Source organism: Streptomyces sp. NPDC005070 (assembly GCF_053600395.1).
The window spans coordinates 1-19,655 of record NZ_JBSFZS010000134.1 but is presented as its reverse complement, the minus strand read 5'-3'; the positions used below and the strand labels follow the sequence as shown (position 1 = coordinate 19,655).

Here is a 19,655-nt window from a genome sequence, read left to right as displayed (position 1 = left end):
CCACGATCCGGGTGCTCCACGTCTCCGACATCCATCTGAACCCGGCGAGCTGGAAGATCATCGCCTCGCTCGTGAAGCAGTACGCGGTCGACGTGATCGTCGATTCCGGCGACACGATGGACCACGGCTCGGCGGCCGAGAACGGCTTCCTCGACCCGATCCCCGACCTGGGCGCCCCGTACGTCTGGGTCCGCGGCAACCACGACTCGCGGGAGACGCAGCGCTACCTCGAACACCTGAAGAACGTGCGCGTCCTCGACGACGGCCGCGCGGTCACGGTCGCGGGCCTGCGTTTCGCCGGCATCGGCGACCCCCAGTTCACCCCGGACCGCGCGGTCGCACCGGGCGGCGACGCGGCGGAGGACCTCGCGGGAGCCCGACTGGCCTCGGCCCTGCGCGACCAGCGCGCCGCGGGCACCCCGGTCGACATCGCCGTCGCCCACGAACCGCTCGCGGCCCGCGGGACGGACGGGCAGGTGCCGCTGGTGCTCGCCGGGCATCTGCACCACGAGGAGATGGAGGTCATGAAGTACGGGACCCGGCTGCGCGTCGAGGGCTCGACGGGCGGAAGCGGGCTGCGGGCCGTCGAGCGCGAGTACCCGGCCCCGATCGAGGCCTCGGTCCTCTATCTGGACCGGGACACCCGCCGGCTCCAGGCCTGGGACGAGATCAGGCTGGGCGGTCTCGGCCTCACGACGGCCGAGGTCAGCCGCCACCTTCCCGAGGAGAACCGGCCCTGAGCCCCCTCCCTAATCCGGTTTGGTCCGCGTCCGGGCCACGTAGTACAGTCTGTTCGTGCCCAAGGGCGCCGGTCAGGGCTTGACCGTCCCGAGCTTCCGTCGAAGCGAAGGAGAAGCGGAACCCCTTCGGGGCGAAGTGAAGTCACATGCTTCTCACGTCCCTCGGGAACGCGAAGACGAAGCAGAGCGGTACGGCTGTTCGCCCCCATCGTCTAGCGGCCTAGGACGCTGCCCTTTCAAGGCGGTAGCACGGGTTCGAATCCCGTTGGGGGCACGCAATACCGTGTGCGACACTAGCGTCACTGGTTCGCACACAAAGCTGGGTCCTGTGGAGCAGTTTGGAGTGCTCGCCACCCTGTCAAGGTGGAGGCCGCGGGTTCAAATCCCGTCAGGACCGCTGAGGTTTCTTCGGAAGCCTCGTGGCTGGGTAGCTCAGTTGGTACGAGCGATCGCCTGAAAAGCGATAGGTCGCCGGTTCGACCCCGGCCCCAGCCACCAGAACGAAAACCCCCTCCGGGTCAACCGGAGGGGGTTTTCGTCGTTCGCGGGACCTTGGGGGTTCCCCTCCGCACACCGGGCGTGACCGGTAAGAGACGGTCCGCTTGGCACCGCACCCGGTCGACGCTAGCTTCTCTGGCTGATCGATCAGTTCTTCGGGGGGATGACATGAGCCGGGACGAGACCGCGGCGGCGCGGGACAATGAGCTGGAGAAGGACCGGGCGCGGTACGGGCTGATCGCGGTCGTCATGAGCAATCTGGCCATCGCCGGCGTCGCGGTCTTCGGGGTCTGGCGGCTCGACGGCGACAAGGCCGTGATCGTCGGCGTGCTCACCGCCGCGTTCACCGCGGTGAGCAGCATGACCACCGCCTACCTGGGCATCAAGGCCATCTCCAACACCGCCCGGTCCATCGCCCTGGGATCGGCGTCCCGGCGGGAGCCCGGGCACGCCGCCCCCAGAACCTCCGCGCCCGACGCCGGGACCCCAGCGCCCGCCACCCCCGCCGCCGAGGCCCCCGCGCCGCCCCCGCAGCGCGCCCCCTGACCACGCCCCGACGCGGCGGGCGCAAAAGGGTTCGCCAGGGATTTCCCCGGGATGAGATCCTGGATCGCGTATGTCTACGCACCCCGCCCCCGCCCTCGGCGATCTCGCCGCCCGCCTGTCCGAGCTGTCCCTGCGCGACGCGCACCGGCTCGGGCGCAGGCTCGAAGGCGCGCGCAAGATCCGCAAGCCCGAGGCCCGCTCCGCCGTGTTCGCCGAGATCGAGGCGGAGGTGGCCAGGGGCGAGACCCGGATGGCCGAGCGCCGCGCCCGCGTGCCCGCGATCACCTATCCCGAGCAGCTTCCGGTCAGCCAGAAGAAGGACGTGATCGCGGAGGCCATCCGCGATCACCAGGTCGTGATCGTCGCCGGTGAGACCGGCTCCGGCAAGACCACCCAGATCCCGAAGATCTGCATGGAGCTGGGCCGTGGCGTGCGCGGCATGATCGGGCACACCCAGCCCCGTCGTATCGCCGCCCGTACGGTGGCGGAGCGGGTCGCGGACGAGCTGGACACACCGCTCGGCGAGGCCGTCGGCTGGAAGGTCCGCTTCACCGACCAGGTGAACCCGGACGCCACCTTCGTCAAGCTGATGACGGACGGCATCCTGCTCGCCGAGATCCAGACGGACCGCGAGCTGCGCGCGTACGACACGATCATCATCGACGAGGCCCACGAGCGGTCCCTCAACATCGACTTCCTGCTCGGCTATCTCGCCCAGCTCCTGCCCAAGCGCCCCGACCTCAAGGTCGTGATCACCTCGGCGACGATCGACCCGGAGCGTTTCTCCCGGCACTTCGGAGACGCCCCGATCGTCGAGGTCAGCGGCCGGACGTATCCGGTCGAGGTGCGCTACCGCCCGCTCCTGGAGGAGGACTCCGAGGACGCGGACCGCGACCAGATCACCGCGATCTGCGACGCCGTCGAGGAGCTCCAGGCCGAGGGCAAGGGCGACATCCTCGTCTTCCTCTCCGGCGAGCGCGAGATCCGCGACACGGCCGACGCCATCACCAAGAAGAACTACCGCTTCACCGAGGTCCTGCCGCTGTACGCCCGGCTCTCGCACGCCGAGCAGCACCGCGTCTTCCAGGCGCACACCGGGCGCAGGATCGTTCTGGCGACCAACGTCGCCGAGACCTCCCTGACCGTCCCGGGCATCAAGTACGTGATCGACCCGGGCACCGCGCGCATCTCCCGGTACAGCCACCGCACGAAGGTGCAGCGGCTGCCCATCGAGCCGGTCTCGCAGGCCAGCGCCAACCAGCGCAAGGGCCGCTGCGGCCGTACGTCCGACGGCATCTGCGTCCGGCTGTACTCGGAGGACGACTTCGTCTCCCGGCCGGAGTTCACCGACGCCGAGATCCTCCGTACGAACCTCGCCTCCGTCATCCTCCAGATGACCGCGGCCGGCCTCGGCGACATCGAGAAGTTCCCCTTCATCGACCCGCCGGACCACCGCAACATCCGCGACGGCGTCCAGCTCCTCCAGGAGCTGAACGCGCTGGACCCGACGGAGCAGGACGTACGCAAGCGGCTCACGCAGACCGGCCGCAAGCTCGCCCAGCTCCCCGTCGACCCCCGGCTCGCCCGGATGGTCCTGGAGGCCGACAAGAACGGCTGTGCGCGCGAGGTCATGGTGATCGCGGCCGCGCTCTCCATCCAGGACCCGCGCGAGCGGCCCTCCGACAAGCAGGCGCAGGCCGACCAGCAGCACGCCCGCTTCAAGGACGAGACCTCCGACTTCCTGGCCTTCCTCAACCTGTGGCGCTATATCCGTGAGCAGCAGAAGGAGCGGGGCTCGTCCGCGTTCCGCCGGATGTGCAAGCAGGAGTACCTGAACTTCCTGCGCATCCGCGAGTGGCAGGACATCTACAGCCAGCTCCGCACCGTCGCCAAGCAGATGGGCATCCATCTGAACGAGGAGGACGCGCCCGAGCAGAGCGTCCATGTGTCGCTGCTCGCCGGTCTGCTCTCCCACGTCGGCATGAAGGACGTGAAGGAGACCGGCGGGGAGAGCGGCAAGAGCACGGGCAAGAACGAGTACCTGGGTGCGCGCAGCGCCAAGTTCGCGATCTTCCCGGGTTCGGCGCTGTTCAAGAAGCCCCCGCGTTTCGTGATGTCCGCCGAGCTCGTCGAGACCTCGCGGCTCTGGGCGCGCGTCAACGCCCGGATCGAGCCGGAGTGGGTCGAGCCGCTGGCCGGCCATCTCCTCAAGCGGACGTACAGCGAACCGCACTGGGAGAAGGACCAGGCCGCGGTGATGGCGTACGAGAAGGTCACGCTGTACGGCGTACCGCTCGTCGCGCAGCGGAAGGTGAACTACGGCCGGATCGACCCCGAGGCCAGCCGCGAGCTGTTCATCCGCAACGCCCTCGTCGAGGGCGACTGGCGCACGCACCACAAGTTCTTCGCCGACAACCGCAAGCTGCTCACCGAGGTCGAGGAGCTGGAACACCGGGCCCGTCGCCGCGACATCCTGGTCGACGACGAGACCCTGTACGACTTCTACGACCAGCGGGTACCCGAACACGTCGTGTCCGGGGCGCACTTCGACTCCTGGTGGAAGCACAAGCGGCACGAGGAGCCCGAACTCCTCGACTTCGAGCGCTCGATGCTCATCAACGACCGGGCGGGCGCGGTCTCCAAGGACGACTATCCCGACTCCTGGCTCCAGGGGCGGCTGAAGTTCCGGGTGACCTACCAGTTCGAGCCGGGCGCGGACGCGGACGGCGTGACCGTCCACATCCCGCTCCAGGTTCTGAACCAGGTCACGGACGACGGCTTCGACTGGCAGATCCCGGGGCTGCGGGAGGAAGTGGTGACGGAGCTGATCCGTTCGCTCCCGAAGCCGATCCGGCGGAACTACGTTCCCGCCCCGAACTTCGCCCAGAAATTCCTGGAGCGGGCCCTACCGCTCCAGGAGCCGCTGACCCTGACCATGGCCCGCGAGCTCAAGCGCATGGTCGGCGTGCCGCTGACGGCCGACGACTTCGACTGGTCACGGCTCCCCGAGCATCTGAAGATCACTTTCCGGATCGTCGACGAGCGGCGCCGCAAGCTCGCCGAGGACAAGGACCTGGAAGCCCTCAAGATCCGGCTGAAGCCGAAGGCGCGCCAGGCGATCTCGCAGGCCGCCGCGGCGACGGCGGAACGCGAGGGCGGCGAGTCCCTGGAACGCTCGGGGCTGACGGACTGGACGATCGGCTCGCTCCGGCGGGTCTTCGAGACGCGCCGGGCCGGCCAGCCGGTGAAGGCGTACCCGGCGCTCGTCGACGACGGTCCCGCGGCGAACACCGTGTCCGTGCGGCTCTTCGACACGGAGGCCGAGCAGGCCGAGGCCATGTGGAAGGGCACCCGCCGGCTGATCCTGCGGAACATCCCGGTGAACCCGGGCAAGTTCGCCTCGGACAAGCTCACCAACGCCCAGAAGCTCGCCCTGTCCGCGAACCCGCACGGCTCGGTGCAGGCGCTCTTCGACGACTGCGCGATGGCGGCGGCGGACAAGCTGATCGCGGACTTCGGCGGCCCGGTGTGGGACGAAGAGTCCTACCGGAAGCTGTACGACAAGGTGCGCGCCGAGATCGTCGACACGACCGTGCGCACGGTCGGGCAGGTGCAGCAGGTGCTCGCCGCCTGGCAGGCCTGTGAGCGCCGTCTGAAGGGCGTCAGGAGCCCGACCCTGCTCGCGAACCTGGCGGACGTACGACAGCAGCTCGACGCCCTTGTGAAGCCCGGTTTCGTCACGGCGACGGGACTGCGGCGGCTGCCGGACCTGATGCGCTATCTGGTCGCCGCGGACCGCCGTCTCCAGCAGATGCCGACCGGTGTCCAGCGGGACACCAGCCGCATGGAGAAGGTCCACGAGATGCAGGACGAGTACGCCTGGCTCCTGGAGCAGCTCCCGCAGGGCCGGCCGGTGCCCGCCTCGGTCCTGGACATCCGCTGGATGATCGAGGAGCTCCGGGTCAGCTATTTCGCCCACGCGCTCGGCACCGCGTACCCGGTCTCCGACAAGCGGATCGTGAAGGCGATCGACGCCGCCGCGCCGTAACGGCGCCCGCACGGGCGGTGAGTTCGACCCCGACGCTGAGCTCATGTACAGTCTCATTTCGCAGCACAGCGCACGAACAAGTCGCTGCGAATCAAGGTCCTGTGGAGCAGTTTGGAGTGCTCGCCACCCTGTCAAGGTGGAGGCCGCGGGTTCAAATCCCGTCAGGACCGCATGAGGAAAGGCCCGGAGCTTCGGCTCCGGGCCTTTTCGCGTGTCCGCACCGGCCCGGGCCGGGGACCGGGCCTGCTGTTCGCGTGCGCGCACCTGTCCGCGTACGGCCTTCAGGGCCTCCGGAACCGTCTCCGCGGCCCGTTCCCTTCCCTTGACGGCGTCACATTCCGCCGGTACCCCGGAAGCCAGGGCCACTCGCCCTGCCGGCCCTCTGGAGGTGCGCATGGCGGTGTCCGCCCGGCACGAGACCCGGGCTCTGCTCCGAGCCCACCTGGCGGCGGCCTCCGGGTACCGCCATCTGACGCGGCACTGTCCGATCTGCCATCAGCTCGCCCGGCTGGCCATGGAAGCCGTCCCGAACGACGAGCAGGAACCCGAGAGCTCCCCCGAGGACGAGAGCTCCTCGACGGCGTGACCCGGGGCCGCCTCCGCGGCCCTCGCCCCCTTGCGCGACCAGGCGCGACACGCCCCCTCACGAGCCCAACTCCCCTAGCGCAGAAGGCTCTCGGGGGACAAGGACTGTGGCATGTGACGGGAGTCACCGCATATGTTTTCAGAAGTGTGGAACTTACCCCCCTCCTACAACCAGTCAATTTAATATGTGCAATTGCACTCCTGGTCGAGGGCTTCCACAGCCGATCCGACACCCACCCCCAGACTCCGACAAGGCCGCTCACAGGCTCCCTGCCGGGACCGGTGGAACGCACAAAAAAAATCGCGCTGGACCCGGCGGAGTCCAGCGCGATCTACGACGCACCCTGTTCATGTGGCAAAAACGCTTGGGCGTGAGCTCTGTTGGGGCAGAACCCGCGTCGCTTGGAGCAGTGGTGTGGACGCCTCGACGGGTTGGGGGATCCGTCGACTTGTCCGGTTATGCGGTGACTCAGGCTTCGCTGCGCTGCTGCGGGATACCCGCGAGCAGTGCGCGGACCTCAGCCTCGCGGTAACGACGGTGCCCACCGAGCGTGCGGATGGACGTGAGCTTGCCGGCCTTCGCCCACCGCGTGACCGTCTTGGGGTCGACGCGGAACATCGTGGCGACCTCAGCGGGGGTCAGCAGCGGCTCGGCATCAGGGGTGCGAGCGGTCATGAGCGGCCTCCTCGGGAGAACCGAACCTTCTCGGTTCTTTCCTCTAAATTCTGCACCTTGACCCGCGTTGCCCGAAATGGCGGACGCGAGTCGAGTCGGTTATAGGACGAACGGCTTGTCCTCGGCACTACAACTACACCATCCGTCCAGCCGCGTCGGCCAAACCGATGGAATTGCCCTCCCAGGTGTTCATCAGCGACGGAAGCCGATGGACCATGCCATAGCGGACAGTCACGCCTCTGTGACGATCAGTCACAGGGGCGATCAGGAGTCACCAGACGCCCTAAAAGCGCGCAATGCCGAGATTCCCCCCCAAAAGCGGGCGGAGGGAGCCCTCCCCCGGGCTCCTTGTCCTATTTTGACACGAGGAGGGGGAAGCGATGCAAGAGCCGGGTAAGTGCCGTCCGTCACGCTTGACACCTGTTGACGTATACGCCCGGATCGGGGCCTACGTCCTGGACGTGAGGGTTCTTCAGCGTGTGAGGACCATACGCGAGTTCGACCCCAAACCTGTGAGAGCCAGATCACAACCGGACGCGGTGACTTCAGTTCGCCGAACGCCGGTCCCTGACCGACCGCCAGCGCTCCACCAGCCGGCCGTACGACTCGCCCGCCGTCGCCCCGTCCCCGGTGCGCAGCGCCTCGATGCCCTCGGCCACGTCCGCCGCGGAGTGGTCGCCCTCCAGTTGGCCGGCCGGCAGCGTGTGCACGAGCCCGCCGTAGTCCAGCTCGACCAGCGAGCGCGGATGGAACTCCTCCAGCCAGCGCCCCACGTCCACCAGTCCCTCGATGAGCGGCCCTTCGTCCATCGCGTCCCGGAGTGTCCGCAGGGCCCGGGCCGTTCGCCGCCGCGCCTGCACCATCGGCGTCCGGTAGCGCAGCAGTGGCGCGGCTCCGGCCGGGCCCGTCCCCTTCTCGTACTCCCGCTCCTCGTCCGTGACGAGCACGAACCAGTTCAGCGGCACCTGCCAGGTCGAGGTGCGGATCCACGGGCGGGCGTCGGGGTTGCGCGCCAGCCAGCGCTCGTAGTCGAGGGCGGCCTGACGGCGCACCAGCGGCGGCAGCACCGCGTCCAGGACCGACGTGGGGAGCTCGTCGCCCAGTTCGTCCAGGGCCTGCCAGCCGCGCAGCCGGGTGCGCCAGGGGCAGACGCACACCACCCCGTCGACCTCGGCGACGAGCGCGTCACCGCTCTCGTGCACCGGGACGGGGACCGGCGGGGTGGGCAGCAGATCGGCCAGCGAGCGGCGCAGCTCGTCCTGGTACGAGGGGCGCTCGGCGCGCTGGGCGTAGCGCGTCCAGTGGGCGCGCTCGGACTCGGGGAACGCGGCCAGTGGCTCGTACACCCGCAAGTACGACGTGTACGGGACGATCACCGCGGACACCTTGGGCACGCCTGCTCCCTCCCCCGCCGAGCACCGGGAAAACCAGCGAGAACCGATCGGAACCTGAAGAGAAATCTATGCAAATCGAACCATGGCCGTGCCCCGCCCGTAGGTGATCCTGACCACTGCGCCGAGGGCGGGTCGGCACAGGCTCTAGTCTCATTCCCACGGAGCCTGCCATCCGCACGGGCCCCGCACCCAACCGCCGCTTTTTACCTGGGAGTCACCACAGTGACCGACGTAACCGGCGCGCCTGCTGATGTACTGCACACCCTGTTCCACTCGGATCAGGGGGGTCATGAGCAAGTCGTGCTCTGCCAGGACCGCGCCAGCGGCCTCAAGGCCGTCATCGCCCTCCACTCCACCGCCCTGGGCCCCGCCCTCGGCGGCACGCGCTTCTACCCGTACGCGAGCGAGCAGGAGGCCGTCGCCGACGCCCTCAACCTCGCGCGCGGGATGTCGTACAAGAACGCCCTGGCCGGGCTCGACCACGGCGGCGGCAAGGCCGTCATCATCGGCGACCCGGAGCAGATCAAGTCCGAGGAGCTGCTCCTCGCCTACGGCCGGTTCGTCGCCTCGCTCGGCGGCCGGTACGTCACCGCGTGCGACGTCGGCACCTATGTCGCCGACATGGACGTCGTGGCGCGCGAGTGCCGGTGGACGACCGGACGCTCCCCGGAGAACGGCGGCGCGGGCGACTCGTCGGTCCTGACCGCCTTCGGTGTCTTCCAGGGCATGCGGGCCTCCGCGCAGCACATGTGGGGCGACCCGACCCTGCGCGGCCGCAAGGTCGGCGTCTCCGGCGTCGGCAAGGTCGGCCACCACCTGGTCGACCACCTGCGCGAGGACGGCGCCGAGGTCGTGATCACGGATGTGCGGGCCGAGTCCGTGCGGCGGATCCTGGACCGGCACCCCACCGGTGTCACGGCCGTCGCGGACACCGAGACGCTGATCCGCATCGAGGGCCTCGACATCTACGCGCCCTGCGCGCTGGGCGGCGCGCTCAACGACGACACCGTGCCGGTACTCACGGCCCGGATCGTGTGCGGCGCGGCCAACAACCAGCTCGCGCACCCGGGTGTGGAGAAGGACCTCGCGGACCGCGGGATCCTGTACGCGCCCGACTACGTGGTGAACGCGGGCGGTGTCATCCAGGTCGCCGACGAGCTTCACGGCTTCGACTTCGACCGGTGCAAGGCGAAGGCCACAAAGATCTTCGACACCACGCTGGCCATATTCGCACGTGCGAAGCAGGACGGGATTCCGCCGGCCGCGGCGGCCGACCGGATCGCCGAGCAGCGCATGGCGGAGGCGCGCCGCCGCTGACCCCTTCCGGGGCCATCAGCGCTTGTCAGGGACCCGTCGGTGGGCGGTTGGGAGAGAACTCTCACGTCTGTCGGCGGGTCGGGCGCCAAGAAGAGGTTAAAATCGCGGTTGACCAGCGAGGACAGGGCACCTCGCTGGTGCTGGGCGAAGGCGCGTGCTGCGGGCGACGTACCGTATGGGCGCGGGCTCAGGTACCGTGGAAGCCCTACGGACCGGTCTCTCCACGGAGAGTCCGTTCCAGATCATGAACGCGTGTCAAGACTCTGGGGCCGTCGAGCCCCGTATCCGAGGGGGTCGAGCCATGGGGCGCGGCCGGGCAAAGGCCAAGCAGACGAAGGTCGCCCGCCAGCTGAAGTACAGCAGCGGCGGGACTGACCTCTCGCGTCTGGCCAATGAGCTGGGCGCTTCGACTTCGAGCCAGCCGCCGAATGGCGAGCCGTTCGAGGACGACGACGAGGAAGACGACCCGTACGCACAGTACGCGGATCTCTACAACGACGACGACGAGGACGAGGACGACCAGTCCGGCCCTCAGTCGCAACGTCGCGGCGCTTGACGCAACAGCGTCCCTCGCAGTTTCCGCGATCTCTTCTGGTGGCGGATCTCCTGGCGTGGGTTTCTGGCAGATCCCGCCTGGCGGTTTTCTCGTAGCGACTGCACTTCACCCGGTCCGGGGCTTCAACGCCGGACCGGGTTTCGTGCTGCTCCGGGAGCTTCGGCCCGCGTGCCCGCGGACCTCGGCTCCCGTCACCCGTTTCAGCTCGCGTAGTCGCCGATGAGCTCCGCGCCCGTCGTGTGGTCCCCGCGCTCGGTGATCTCACCGGCGACCCAGGCTTCCACGCCGCGGTCCGCGAGGACGGCGAGGGCGACCTCGGCGGACTCCTCGGGCACGATCGCCATCATGCCGACGCCCATGTTCAGCGTCTTCTCCAGCTCCAGACGCTCGACACCGCCGGTCCTGCCGACCAGGTCGAACACCGGCGCCGGGGTCCACGTGCCACGGTCGACGACCGCGTGCAGGCCGTCCGGGATGACACGCGCCAGGTTGGCCGCCAGACCGCCGCCGGTGATGTGGCTGAACGCGTGCACCGCGGTGCTCTTCGTCAGCGTCAGGCAGTCCAGCGAGTAGATCTTGGTGGGCTCCAGGAGCTCCTCGCCGAGCGTGCGGCCGAATTCCTCGATGTGCTGGTCCAGGCGCAGGTTCGCCCGGTCGAAGAGCACGTGCCGGACGAGTGAGTACCCGTTCGAGTGAAGACCGGAGGCCGCCATGGCGATCACCGCGTCACCCGTACGGATGCGATCCGGGCCGAGCAGCTCGGCGGCCTCGACAACGCCGGTGCCGGCGCCCGCCACGTCGAAGTCGTCCGGGCCCAGCAGACCGGGGTGCTCGGCCGTCTCGCCGCCCACCAGGGCGCAGCCCGCGAGGACACAGCCCTCGGCGATGCCCTTCACGATGGCCGCGACCCGCTCCGGGTGGACCTTGCCCACGCAGATGTAGTCGGTCATGAAGAGCGGCTCCGCGCCGCACACCACGATGTCGTCCATGACCATCGCCACGAGGTCGTGGCCGATGGTGTCGTACACGCCGAGCTGCCGGGCGATGTCGACCTTGGTGCCCACACCGTCGGTGGCGGAGGCGAGCAGCGGACGCTCGAACCGCTTGAGGGCGGAGGCGTCGAAGAGACCGGCGAAGCCGCCGAGGCCGCCGAGGACCTCGGGGCGCTGCGTCTTCTTCACCCACTCCTTCATCAGCTCGACGGCGCGGTCGCCCGCCTCGATGTCGACTCCGGCGGCCGCGTAGGACGCGCCGGAAGCGGTGCCCGTCGACGAAGTCGACTGATCGGATACAGCAGACATTGCCTGGGATCTTTCGGTTGGTGAAACGGGGCTCTGCGGCGCTACGGGCGACGGATGGCGTCAGCCGCGGCCGTGGCTGCGGGACCCGCGGCCAGCTCGGTCTCCAGGAGCTGCTTGCCGAGCAGTTCGGGGTCGGGAAGCTCCATCGGGTACACGCCGTCGAAGCAGGCGCGGCACAGATTCGGCTTGTCGATCGTCGTGGCCTCGATCATCCCGTCCAGGGAGATGTACGAGAGGGAGTCGGCGCCGAGCGAGGTGCCGATCTCCTCGATGGTCATGCCGTTCGCGATCAGCTCCGCGCGGGTCGCGAAGTCGATGCCGAAGAAGCAGGGCCACTTCACGGGCGGGGAGGAGATCCGGATGTGGACCTCGGCCGCACCCGCCTCGCGGAGCATCCGGACCAGGGCGCGCTGGGTGTTGCCGCGCACGATCGAGTCGTCGACGACGACCAGGCGCTTGCCCTTGATGACTTCCTTGAGCGGATTCAGCTTCAGGCGGATTCCGAGCTGGCGGATCGTCTGCGAGGGCTGGATGAAGGTCCGGCCGACATAGGCGTTCTTGACCAGGCCGGCTCCGAAGGGGATGCCGGAGGCCTCCGCGTAACCGATCGCGGCGGGCGTCCCGGACTCCGGGGTCGCTATCACCAGATCGGCCTCGACAGGCGCTTCCTTGGCGAGTTTGCGGCCCATCTCGACGCGCGAGAGGTACACGTTCCGGCCGGCGATGTCCGTGTCGGGGCGGGCCAGGTAGACGTACTCGAAGATGCAGCCCTTGGGCTTCGCTTCCGCGAATCGCGAGGTCCGCAGACCGTTCTCGTCGATGGCGACGAACTCGCCCGGCTCGATCTCGCGCACATAGCTGGCGCCGCAGATGTCGAGGGCGGCGGACTCGGAGGCCACCACCCAGCCGCGCTCCAGGCGGCCGAGGACCAGCGGGCGGATGCCCTGCGGGTCACGGGCGGCGTAGAGGGTGTGCTCGTTCATGAAGACGAGCGAGAAGGCGCCCTTGACCTGGGGGAGGATCTTGGCGGAAGCCTCTTCTATGGTCAGCGGCTTGCCGTCGTCGTCGACCTGGGCCGCGAGGAGCGCGGTGAGCAGGTCGGTGTCGTTGGTGGCCGCCACACGGGTGGTACGGCCCTCCTGCTTGGGCAGGTCGGCGACCATCTCGGCGAGCTGTGCCGTGTTGACGAGGTTGCCGTTGTGGCCGAGCGCGATGGAACCGTGCGCTGTGGCACGGAACGTCGGCTGGGCGTTCTCCCACACGGAGGCACCGGTGGTCGAGTAGCGGGCGTGACCGACCGCGATATGACCCTGGAGCGAACCGAGAGAGGTTTCGTCGAAGACCTGGGACACGAGGCCCATGTCCTTGAAGACGAGGATCTGGGAGCCGTTGCTGACCGCGATTCCCGCGGATTCCTGACCCCGATGCTGGAGGGCGTAGAGCCCGAAGTAAGTGAGCTTGGCGACCTCTTCGCCCGGAGCCCAGACACCGAAGACGCCGCAAGCGTCCTGGGGGCCTTTCTCACCGGGGAGCAGATCATGATTGAGTCGACCGTCACCACGTGGCACGGCACCGAGTGTAGGCGAGATCGACCACTGGTCCGAATTGGGGATAGGGGCCCCGAGTGGATCACTTGTCGGCCACTGCGCTGACGACTGTGCCGTTTGTGCTGGTCAGCGCGATGTTGCGATGATCCAATTCATAGGCGACCTTGCCGTCGAAGACTCCCAGGAGTGTCCTCTCGGTCCTCATGAGTGAGTCTTGGCACATCATGCGGGTCGTACGGGCCCTGCCGAGGGTGATATGTCCGTCGCCGACGGTGGCCCGGCCGGACGCGTGGTTGCAGCCGAGACTGCCCTCGAAGGTGCCGTCCTCGCGCAGGACGAAGTACGCGTTCGCCCCCTTCGGGAGCGGCCGGGAGACATTGCTGTCACCCAGTGCCGTGACCGTCCACTTCGTCCCCCGCAGCGGGGCGTCCTTCTCCCGGGTGAGGCCGATCCGGTCGCCGTTGTCGGCGGTGAGCGTGAGCCGGCCGCCGCCGGCCTTCGCCGTGAGCGGGCCCCGGTCCGCGAAAGCGCGGCTCAGACTCCGTTCGAAGTCCATCGGGCCCTTCGCGCAGGCCATGTCCGTCGTCCGGAGTGCGCCGAAGTCGACCCGGTCACCCGTGAAGGTGACCTTCGAGCCGAATCCGTTGCAGCCGAGGTTGCCGGCGGCGCGACCGTCGCTGCCGATCCGCAGGTACGCCCCCGAGGGCGCCCGCGTGGTCCTCCCGTCCGCGGTGAGGCTGTCGACCGTCCAGTGGACGCCGGTCAGCGGCGCGGTCTCCGTCCGGGCGGAGCCGTTCCCCGCCTGGGTACCGCCGCACGCGGCGGCGAGGGGCAGCAGGGTCAGGACTGCGAGGGTCGTTCGCTGCTTGTCCATGCCGATGTGACGGGAGGGTCGGGCGAGCGGTTCCCGTCCGCGGTGCCGCGAAGCCGGTCCGCGGAGACCGGATGGTTCGTGGGTGGTTCGCGCGTGGTTCGGGCGCTTCGCGTGGTTCGGGGGCTTCTCCAAGCTGCTCGGAAACGGGGTGCGGGACGGCTAACCCATCAGGGGGAGCAGGCCGCCGAGGTCGGCGCGCTCGCCGCTCGCGCTGACCTTCGCCTCGTCCAGCGCCGCCTTCCACTCCACGCGCCCCGTGGCGAGCCGGATCCAGGTCAGCGGGTCGGTCTCCACGACGTTCGGCGGGGTGCCACGGGTGTGCCGGGGCCCTTCCACGCACTGCACGACCGCATACGGCGGGATCCTGACCTCGGTCGACGCGCCGGGTGCCTTCACGGCGAGGGTGTCGGCGAGCAGCCGGGTGCAGGCGGCGAGGGCCTGACGGTCGAAGGGGATGTCCGTGCCGGCGGCGCGGTTCAGGTCGTCGGTGTGGACGACGAGTTCGACGGTGCGGGTGACGAGGAAGTCGGCGAGGGTCATCGCCCCGGCGGGCACGCCGAGCAGCCGGTCACCCGGGGCCGTGGCCAGGTGCTCGGTGACGCGGGCGCCGACGGCGGCGTAGAGCGCGTCGAGGTCGGGGTGGGCGGCGGCGAGCGCGCGCGTGCCGTCGGCGATGGCCCCGGCCCGGGAGGCCGTCCCGAACGGCCATTCCAGCAACGCGAGTTCCTTCACGGGGGGCGCGGGCAGGCCGAGCTGGCGGCTCACGACGTCGAGGGACATCGTGATGTGCGCGGCCAACTCCCTTACGCTCCAGTCCCCGAGCCGCGCGGACCGCGCCAACCGCTCCTCGTCCAGGGCGCGTACACCGTCCCGTACGTTCCCGAACTGGGCGAGCACCGCCGCACGGATCTTGGCGGGGTCATAGGTGCGCGCGCGCTTTCGGGCCGAGGTCATACGGGGAGCCTACGTCCGGGATCCACGGTCCGCGGGCGTAGTCCGCGAGGCCGTGTTCCACCAGCGCGAAGACCCGTTCGGCGAGCAGCGCGGAGACCCGTTCGGCGAGTGCGGGCGCGTCGGCCGCGACCGGACTCTGCCCGGCCCCGCCCCGGGAGACCGAGCCGGTCCCGGCGTGACGAGGACACGAGGAAGCACGCAGGCCGGGAGTCGGACATCGGAGAGCAGGCACCAGGGAGCGGGCTCGACGTCACCGGCATGACGAAGGCCCCGCCCGTCGGAACGGGCGGGGCCTTCACGCGGGCGGGCGGACCCCCACGGAAGCGGGCGGGTTACGCCAGCAGCGCCGGGATGGTCCCCTCGTGGGCCGTGCGCAGCTCGTCCAGCGAGAGCGCGAACTCGCCCTGGACGTCCACCGCGTCACCGTCGACGACACCGATGCGGGTGACGGGCAGACCCCGGGCACCGCACATGTCGTTGAAGCGGAGCTCCTCCGAACGCGGGACGGCGACGACCGCGCGGCCCGCCGACTCCGAGAAGAGGAAGGTGAACGCGTCGAGACCGTCGGGGACGACCAGCCGCGCGCCCTTGCCGCCCTGCAGCGCCGACTCGACCACGGCCTGGACGAGGCCACCGTCGGACAGGTCGTGCGCGGAGTCGATCATGCCGTCGCGGGAGGCCGAGATGAGGATCTCGGCGAGCAGCCGCTCGCGCTCCAGGTCCACCTTCGGCGGCAGACCGCCGAGGTGGTCGTGGACGACCTGCGACCAGGCCGAACCGCCGAACTCCTCGTGGGTGTCACCGAGCAGGTAGAGGAGCTGGCCCTCTTCCTGGAAGGCGACCGGGGTGCGGCGGGCGACGTCGTCGATGACGCCCAGCACGGCCACGACCGGGGTCGGGTGGATGGCGACCTCGCCCGTCTGGTTGTACAGCGAGACGTTGCCGCCGGTCACCGGGGTGCCCAGCTGCTGGCAGGCGTCGGCGAGGCCGCGGATGGCCTCGGCGAACTGCCACATGACGGCCGGGTCCTCGGGCGAGCCGAAGTTCAGGCAGTCGGACACGGCGAGCGGCTTGGCACCGGTCGTCGCGACGTTGCGATAGGCCTCGGCGAGGGCGAGCTGCGCGCCCGTGTACGGGTCGAGCTTGGCGTAGCGGCCGTTGCCGTCGGTGGCGATGGCGACGCCGAGCCCGGTCTCCTCGTCGATGCGGATCATGCCCGAGTCCTCGGGCTGGGCCAGCACCGTGTTGCCCTGCACGAAGTGGTCGTACTGGGAGGTGATCCAGGACTTGGACGCCTGGTTCGGGGAGGAGACGAGCCGGAGGACCTGGTCCTTCAGCTCGGCACTCGTCGCCGGGCGGGGCAGCTTGTTCGCGTCGTCGGCCTGGAGCGCGTCCTGCCACGACGGGCGGGCGTAGGGGCGCTCGTAGACCGGGCCGTCGTGCGCGACCGTGCGCGGGTCGACGTCGACGATCTTGCCGCCGTGCCAGAAGATCTCCAGCCGGTCGCCGTCGGTGACCTCACCGATGACGGTGGCGATGACGTCCCACTTGTCGCAGATCTCCAGGAAGCGGTCGACCTTCGCCGGCTCGACGACCGCGCACATGCGTTCCTGCGACTCGCTCATGAGGATCTCCTCGGGCGAGAGCGTGGAGTCGCGCAGCGGTACGTCGTCCAGGGTGACCCGCATGCCGCCGGAGCCGTTGGACGCGAGCTCGCTGGTGGCGCAGGACAGACCGGCCGCGCCGAGGTCCTGGATGCCGACGACCAGCTTCTCGGCGAAGGCCTCCAGGGTGCACTCGATGAGGAGCTTCTCCTGGAAGGGGTCGCCGACCTGGACGGCCGGACGCTTCGACGGCTTGGCGTCGTCGAAGGTCTCCGAGGCGAGGATCGACGCGCCGCCGATGCCGTCGCCGCCCGTGCGGGCCCCGTACAGGATGACCTTGTTGCCAGTGCCCGACGCCTTCGCGAGGTGGATGTCCTCGTGCCGCATGACGCCGATGGCACCAGCGTTGACCAGCGGGTTGCCCTGGTAGCAGGCGTCGAAGACGACCTCGCCGCCGATGTTCGGCAGGCCCAGGCAGTTGCCGTAGCCGCCGATGCCCGCGACGACGCCCGGCAGGACGCGCTTGGTGTCGGGGTGGTCGGCCGCGCCGAAGCGCAGCGGGTCGACGACCGCGACCGGGCGGGCGCCCATCGCGATGATGTCGCGCACGATGCCGCCGACGCCGGTGGCCGCGCCCTGGTAGGGCTCGACGTACGACGGGTGGTTGTGCGACTCGACCTTGAAGGTGACCGCGTAGCCCTGGCCGACGTCGACGACACCGGCGTTCTCGCCGATGCCGACGAGCAGCGCGTCCGACTGCGGGGCCTTCTCGCCGAACTGGCGGAGGTGGACCTTCGAGGACTTGTAGGAGCAGTGCTCGGACCACATGACGGAGTACATGGCGAGCTCGGCGCCGGTGGGCCGGCGGCCGAGGATCTCGACGACCCGCTCGTACTCGTCCTTCTTCAGGCCCAGTTCGGCCCAGGGCAGCTCGACGTCGGGGGTCGCGGCCGCGTGCTCGACCGTGTCCAGAGGCGTACGGCTCATGCGTTGACCAGCTTCTTGAGGATCGAGGTGAAGAAGGGGAGGCCGTCGGTACGGCCGGACCCGACCAGGGGCTCGACGGCGTGCTCGGGGTGCGGCATGAGACCGACCACGTTCCCGGCCGCGTTCGTGATGCCGGCGATGTCCCGCAGCGAACCGTTCGGGTTGAAGTCCTCGTAACGGAAGACGACGCGGCCCTCCGCCTCCAGCATGTCGAGCGTGTGCTCGTCGGCGACGTACCGCCCGTCCATGTTCTTCAGCGGGATGTGGATCTCCTGGCCGGCCGTGTAGTCGGCGGTCCAGGCGGTCCCCGCGTTCTCCACCCGCAGCTTCTGGTCGCGGCAGATGAAGTGGAGGTGGTTGTTGCCGAGCATCGCGCCGGGAAGGAGGTGCGCCTCGGTGAGAACCTGGAAGCCGTTGCAGATGCCGAGAACCGGCATTCCGGACTTCGCCTGCTCGATGACGGTCTCCATCACCGGCGAGAAGCGCGAGATGGCACCCGCCCGCAGATAGTCGCCGTACGAGAAACCGCCGGGCAGCACAACGGCGTCGACCTGCTTGAGGTCCTTGTCCTTGTGCCAGAGGGCTACGGGTTCCGCGCCCGCGAGCCTGATCGCGCGCTGCGTGTCGCGGTCGTCCAGACTGCCCGGAAAGGTGACGACTCCAATACGAGCGGTCACTTTCCGGCCTCCGCGACTTCCTCGACCTTGACGGTGAAGTCCTCGATCACGGTGTTGGCGAGGAAGGATTCCGCCAGTTCATGGATGCGGGCGAGCGCGGCGTCGTCCACCGGTCCGTCCACTTCCAGTTCGAATCGCTTTCCCTGACGGACGTCGGAGACACCTTCGAAACCGAGGCGCGGCAGTGCACGCTGCACCGCCTGGCCCTGGGGGTCGAGGATCTCCGGCTTGAGCATGACGTCGACTACGACGCGTGCCACTGGCACTCCCGGTGTGTGGTGCTGAGCAGGTCCCTTCAGACTACCCGTACAAAATTTCTACTCGCGTAGATTCGTAGAATCCTACGTGACCCCGATCACGATCACGCATCGGCCCGGGGGCATGCACGGAAAATCCTGGGAAAAACCGCAGAAGAGCGGCAGGGGGCCATTGCCACCGGACACGCGGAAGGATTTAGTCGGGCTTCACAATGCAATGCCGGGCACTGTACAAATGAATTGGCAATAGCCGATACTTTGCTCGATAACAGCCGGACAGTCGACATCTCCCCGACAACTCCGTGACGTCCGCGCACGTCATGACCGTTGATCGCGAAGGTGTCGCACGAAGGGACCGATATTCGTGGCGCAGCGTGTCGTGGTCACTCTCTTTGACGACATCGACGGCTCGGAAGCGGCGGAAACGATCGCCTTCGGACTCGACGGCAAGTCGTACGAGATCGACCTCAATCCCACCAACGCCGAGGAACTGCGCAAGGCCCTCGAGCCGTACGTCGAGGCCGGCCGCAAGCGGTCGAAGTCCGGGAAGGCGTACACGCACACCGCGTTGACGCCCGACCCCGCGGCGGTCCGTGCCTGGGCCCGCTCCAACAAGATGGACGTCCCGCCGCGTGGCCGGATCCCCAAGAAGGTCTACGAGGCGTTCGCCGAGTCGCACTGAGCCGGCATCCGGACCGGGCAGGGCACCCCGCCCGGGGTGCCCGCCGGAGCCCTCCGCCGCCCTCGGAACAACCGACTTGCGCTGACCCCCGCCCGATCGGCTAGAGTCTGGAACACGCCGAGGGGCCAGGCCGAAAAGCCGGAACCCGAAGGTCGTGCGGGTGTAGTTCAGTAGCAGAACATCCCTCTTCCAGGGGGAAGGCGCAGTGTGCAATTCCTGTCACCCGCTCTGCATCGCTCACTGATCGCTTGTCGATCAGGTAGGGTGGTGATCGCGCCGATTGGTGGAAGCCGGTCGGAGGCAATGCGGACGTAGCTCAGTTGGTAGAGCGCAACCTTGCCAAGGTTGAGGTCGCCAGTTCGAACCTGGTCGTCCGCTCAGTGAAGAAAGGCCCCGGTCAGTCGACCGGGGC

The 19,655-nt window shown here is 69.0% G+C and carries 16 protein-coding genes and 6 tRNA genes; 13 read left to right on the top strand and 9 right to left on the bottom strand.

All coding sequences use genetic code 11. The features are described from left to right. The 8 genes from ACWEBX_RS31530 to ACWEBX_RS31495 form a co-directional block, all read left to right on the top strand. On the top strand, positions 1-740 hold a 740-nt coding region (locus ACWEBX_RS31530), incomplete at its 5' end, for a metallophosphoesterase family protein (RefSeq protein ID WP_451888191.1). A gap of 201 nt (positions 741-941) precedes the next feature. After that, positions 942-1,014 (top strand) — tRNA-Glu (locus ACWEBX_RS31525). A gap of 48 nt (positions 1,015-1,062) precedes the next feature. Then, positions 1,063-1,137: transfer RNA gene (locus ACWEBX_RS31520), tRNA-Asp, on the top strand. A 24-nt stretch (positions 1,138-1,161) separates the two neighbouring features. Next, a tRNA-Phe gene (locus tag ACWEBX_RS31515) sits at positions 1,162-1,238 on the top strand. Between the two features lie 168 nt (positions 1,239-1,406). Next, a complete protein-coding gene (locus ACWEBX_RS31510; protein WP_451888190.1) occupies positions 1,407-1,784 on the top strand; it encodes a hypothetical protein in 378 nt (125 codons plus the stop codon). Between the two features lie 70 nt (positions 1,785-1,854). Continuing rightward, a complete protein-coding gene (hrpA, locus tag ACWEBX_RS31505) occupies positions 1,855-5,832 on the top strand; it encodes an ATP-dependent RNA helicase HrpA (protein ID WP_451888189.1) in 3,978 nt (1,325 codons plus the stop codon). 95 nt (positions 5,833-5,927) lie between these two features. Next, positions 5,928-6,002, top strand: a tRNA-Asp gene (locus tag ACWEBX_RS31500). Between the two features lie 224 nt (positions 6,003-6,226). Continuing rightward, the gene (locus ACWEBX_RS31495; RefSeq protein WP_451888188.1) at positions 6,227-6,418 is read left to right on the top strand and encodes a DUF6274 family protein; all 192 of its coding nucleotides are present in this window, start codon (positions 6,227-6,229) and stop codon (positions 6,416-6,418) included. A 468-nt stretch (positions 6,419-6,886) separates the two neighbouring features. Here ACWEBX_RS31495 and bldC read toward each other — a convergent pair whose 3' ends face one another. After that, positions 6,887-7,093, bottom strand: coding sequence for a developmental transcriptional regulator BldC (gene bldC, locus ACWEBX_RS31490; RefSeq protein ID WP_003949541.1), 207 nt, complete (start codon positions 7,091-7,093; stop codon positions 6,887-6,889). A 545-nt stretch (positions 7,094-7,638) separates the two neighbouring features. Then, positions 7,639-8,487 (bottom strand): hypothetical protein, encoded by an 849-nt coding sequence (locus ACWEBX_RS31485; RefSeq protein WP_451888187.1) that lies wholly within the window; start codon positions 8,485-8,487, stop codon positions 7,639-7,641. A 222-nt stretch (positions 8,488-8,709) separates the two neighbouring features. Between ACWEBX_RS31485 and ACWEBX_RS31480 the strand changes: the two genes are divergently transcribed. Next, positions 8,710-9,804: a Leu/Phe/Val dehydrogenase gene (locus ACWEBX_RS31480; RefSeq protein ID WP_451888186.1), complete on the top strand. Its 1,095-nt coding sequence runs from the start codon at positions 8,710-8,712 to the stop codon at positions 9,802-9,804. Between the two features lie 301 nt (positions 9,805-10,105). After that, on the top strand, positions 10,106-10,360 hold the full coding sequence (locus ACWEBX_RS31475; RefSeq protein ID WP_037615441.1) for a DUF3073 domain-containing protein: 255 nt from the start codon (positions 10,106-10,108) through the stop codon (positions 10,358-10,360). Positions 10,361-10,560: 200 nt separating this feature from the next. On the opposite strand, the gene purM is transcribed toward ACWEBX_RS31475, so the two are convergent. The 7 genes from purM to purS form a co-directional block, all read right to left on the bottom strand. Then, a complete protein-coding gene (gene purM / locus ACWEBX_RS31470; RefSeq protein ID WP_451888185.1) occupies positions 10,561-11,661 on the bottom strand; it encodes a phosphoribosylformylglycinamidine cyclo-ligase in 1,101 nt (366 codons plus the stop codon). A gap of 41 nt (positions 11,662-11,702) precedes the next feature. Beyond that, entirely contained in the window at positions 11,703-13,229 is a 1,527-nt protein-coding gene (purF, locus tag ACWEBX_RS31465; RefSeq protein WP_451888184.1) for an amidophosphoribosyltransferase, read from the bottom strand. A gap of 61 nt (positions 13,230-13,290) precedes the next feature. Then, positions 13,291-14,082 carry an META domain-containing protein gene (locus ACWEBX_RS31460; protein ID WP_451888183.1) on the bottom strand — a complete coding sequence of 264 codons (792 nt, stop codon included), beginning with the start codon at positions 14,080-14,082 and terminating at the stop codon, positions 13,291-13,293. A gap of 159 nt (positions 14,083-14,241) precedes the next feature. Beyond that, positions 14,242-15,036: a sterol carrier family protein gene (locus ACWEBX_RS31455; protein ID WP_451888182.1), complete on the bottom strand. Its 795-nt coding sequence runs from the start codon at positions 15,034-15,036 to the stop codon at positions 14,242-14,244. A gap of 332 nt (positions 15,037-15,368) precedes the next feature. After that, positions 15,369-17,627 (bottom strand): phosphoribosylformylglycinamidine synthase subunit PurL, encoded by a 2,259-nt coding sequence (gene purL / locus ACWEBX_RS31450; protein ID WP_451888181.1) that lies wholly within the window; start codon positions 17,625-17,627, stop codon positions 15,369-15,371. Continuing rightward, complete coding sequence (gene purQ / locus ACWEBX_RS31445; RefSeq protein ID WP_451888180.1) at positions 17,624-18,304, bottom strand: phosphoribosylformylglycinamidine synthase subunit PurQ; 681 nt, start codon at positions 18,302-18,304, stop codon at positions 17,624-17,626. The genes purL and purQ overlap by 4 nt, the downstream gene beginning before the upstream one ends. After that, positions 18,301-18,564 carry a phosphoribosylformylglycinamidine synthase subunit PurS gene (gene purS / locus ACWEBX_RS31440; RefSeq protein ID WP_005482678.1) on the bottom strand — a complete coding sequence of 88 codons (264 nt, stop codon included), beginning with the start codon at positions 18,562-18,564 and terminating at the stop codon, positions 18,301-18,303. The genes purQ and purS overlap by 4 nt, the downstream gene beginning before the upstream one ends. Before the next feature lie 361 nt (positions 18,565-18,925). Here purS and ACWEBX_RS31435 point away from each other — a divergent pair, with 361 nt between their 5' ends. The 3 genes from ACWEBX_RS31435 to ACWEBX_RS31425 all read left to right on the top strand — a co-directional run bounded on the left by ACWEBX_RS31435 (position 18,926) and on the right by ACWEBX_RS31425 (position 19,621). After that, positions 18,926-19,243: a histone-like nucleoid-structuring protein Lsr2 gene (locus tag ACWEBX_RS31435; RefSeq protein ID WP_355764587.1), complete on the top strand. Its 318-nt coding sequence runs from the start codon at positions 18,926-18,928 to the stop codon at positions 19,241-19,243. A gap of 156 nt (positions 19,244-19,399) precedes the next feature. Continuing rightward, positions 19,400-19,471 (top strand) — tRNA-Gly (locus tag ACWEBX_RS31430). Between the two features lie 77 nt (positions 19,472-19,548). Next, positions 19,549-19,621 (top strand) — tRNA-Gly (locus ACWEBX_RS31425). Positions 19,622-19,655 lie beyond the last annotated feature (34 nt).

Bases quoted from the DNA above. Each gene is read 5' to 3' on its own strand.
- ACWEBX_RS31510 (WP_451888190.1), top strand. From the start codon at position 1,407: ATGAGCCGGGACGAGACCGCGGCGGCGCGGGACAATGAGCTGGAGAAG.
- hrpA (WP_451888189.1), top strand. From the start codon at position 1,855: ATGTCTACGCACCCCGCCCCCGCCCTCGGCGATCTCGCCGCCCGCCTG.
- ACWEBX_RS31495 (WP_451888188.1), top strand. From the start codon at position 6,227: ATGGCGGTGTCCGCCCGGCACGAGACCCGGGCTCTGCTCCGAGCCCAC.
- bldC (WP_003949541.1), bottom strand. From the start codon at position 7,093: ATGACCGCTCGCACCCCTGATGCCGAGCCGCTGCTGACCCCCGCTGAG.
- ACWEBX_RS31475 (WP_037615441.1), top strand. From the start codon at position 10,106: ATGGGGCGCGGCCGGGCAAAGGCCAAGCAGACGAAGGTCGCCCGCCAG.
- purM (WP_451888185.1), bottom strand. From the start codon at position 11,661: ATGTCTGCTGTATCCGATCAGTCGACTTCGTCGACGGGCACCGCTTCC.
- ACWEBX_RS31460 (WP_451888183.1), bottom strand. From the start codon at position 14,082: ATGGACAAGCAGCGAACGACCCTCGCAGTCCTGACCCTGCTGCCCCTC.
- ACWEBX_RS31455 (WP_451888182.1), bottom strand. From the start codon at position 15,036: ATGACCTCGGCCCGAAAGCGCGCGCGCACCTATGACCCCGCCAAGATC.
- purL (WP_451888181.1), bottom strand. From the start codon at position 17,627: ATGAGCCGTACGCCTCTGGACACGGTCGAGCACGCGGCCGCGACCCCC.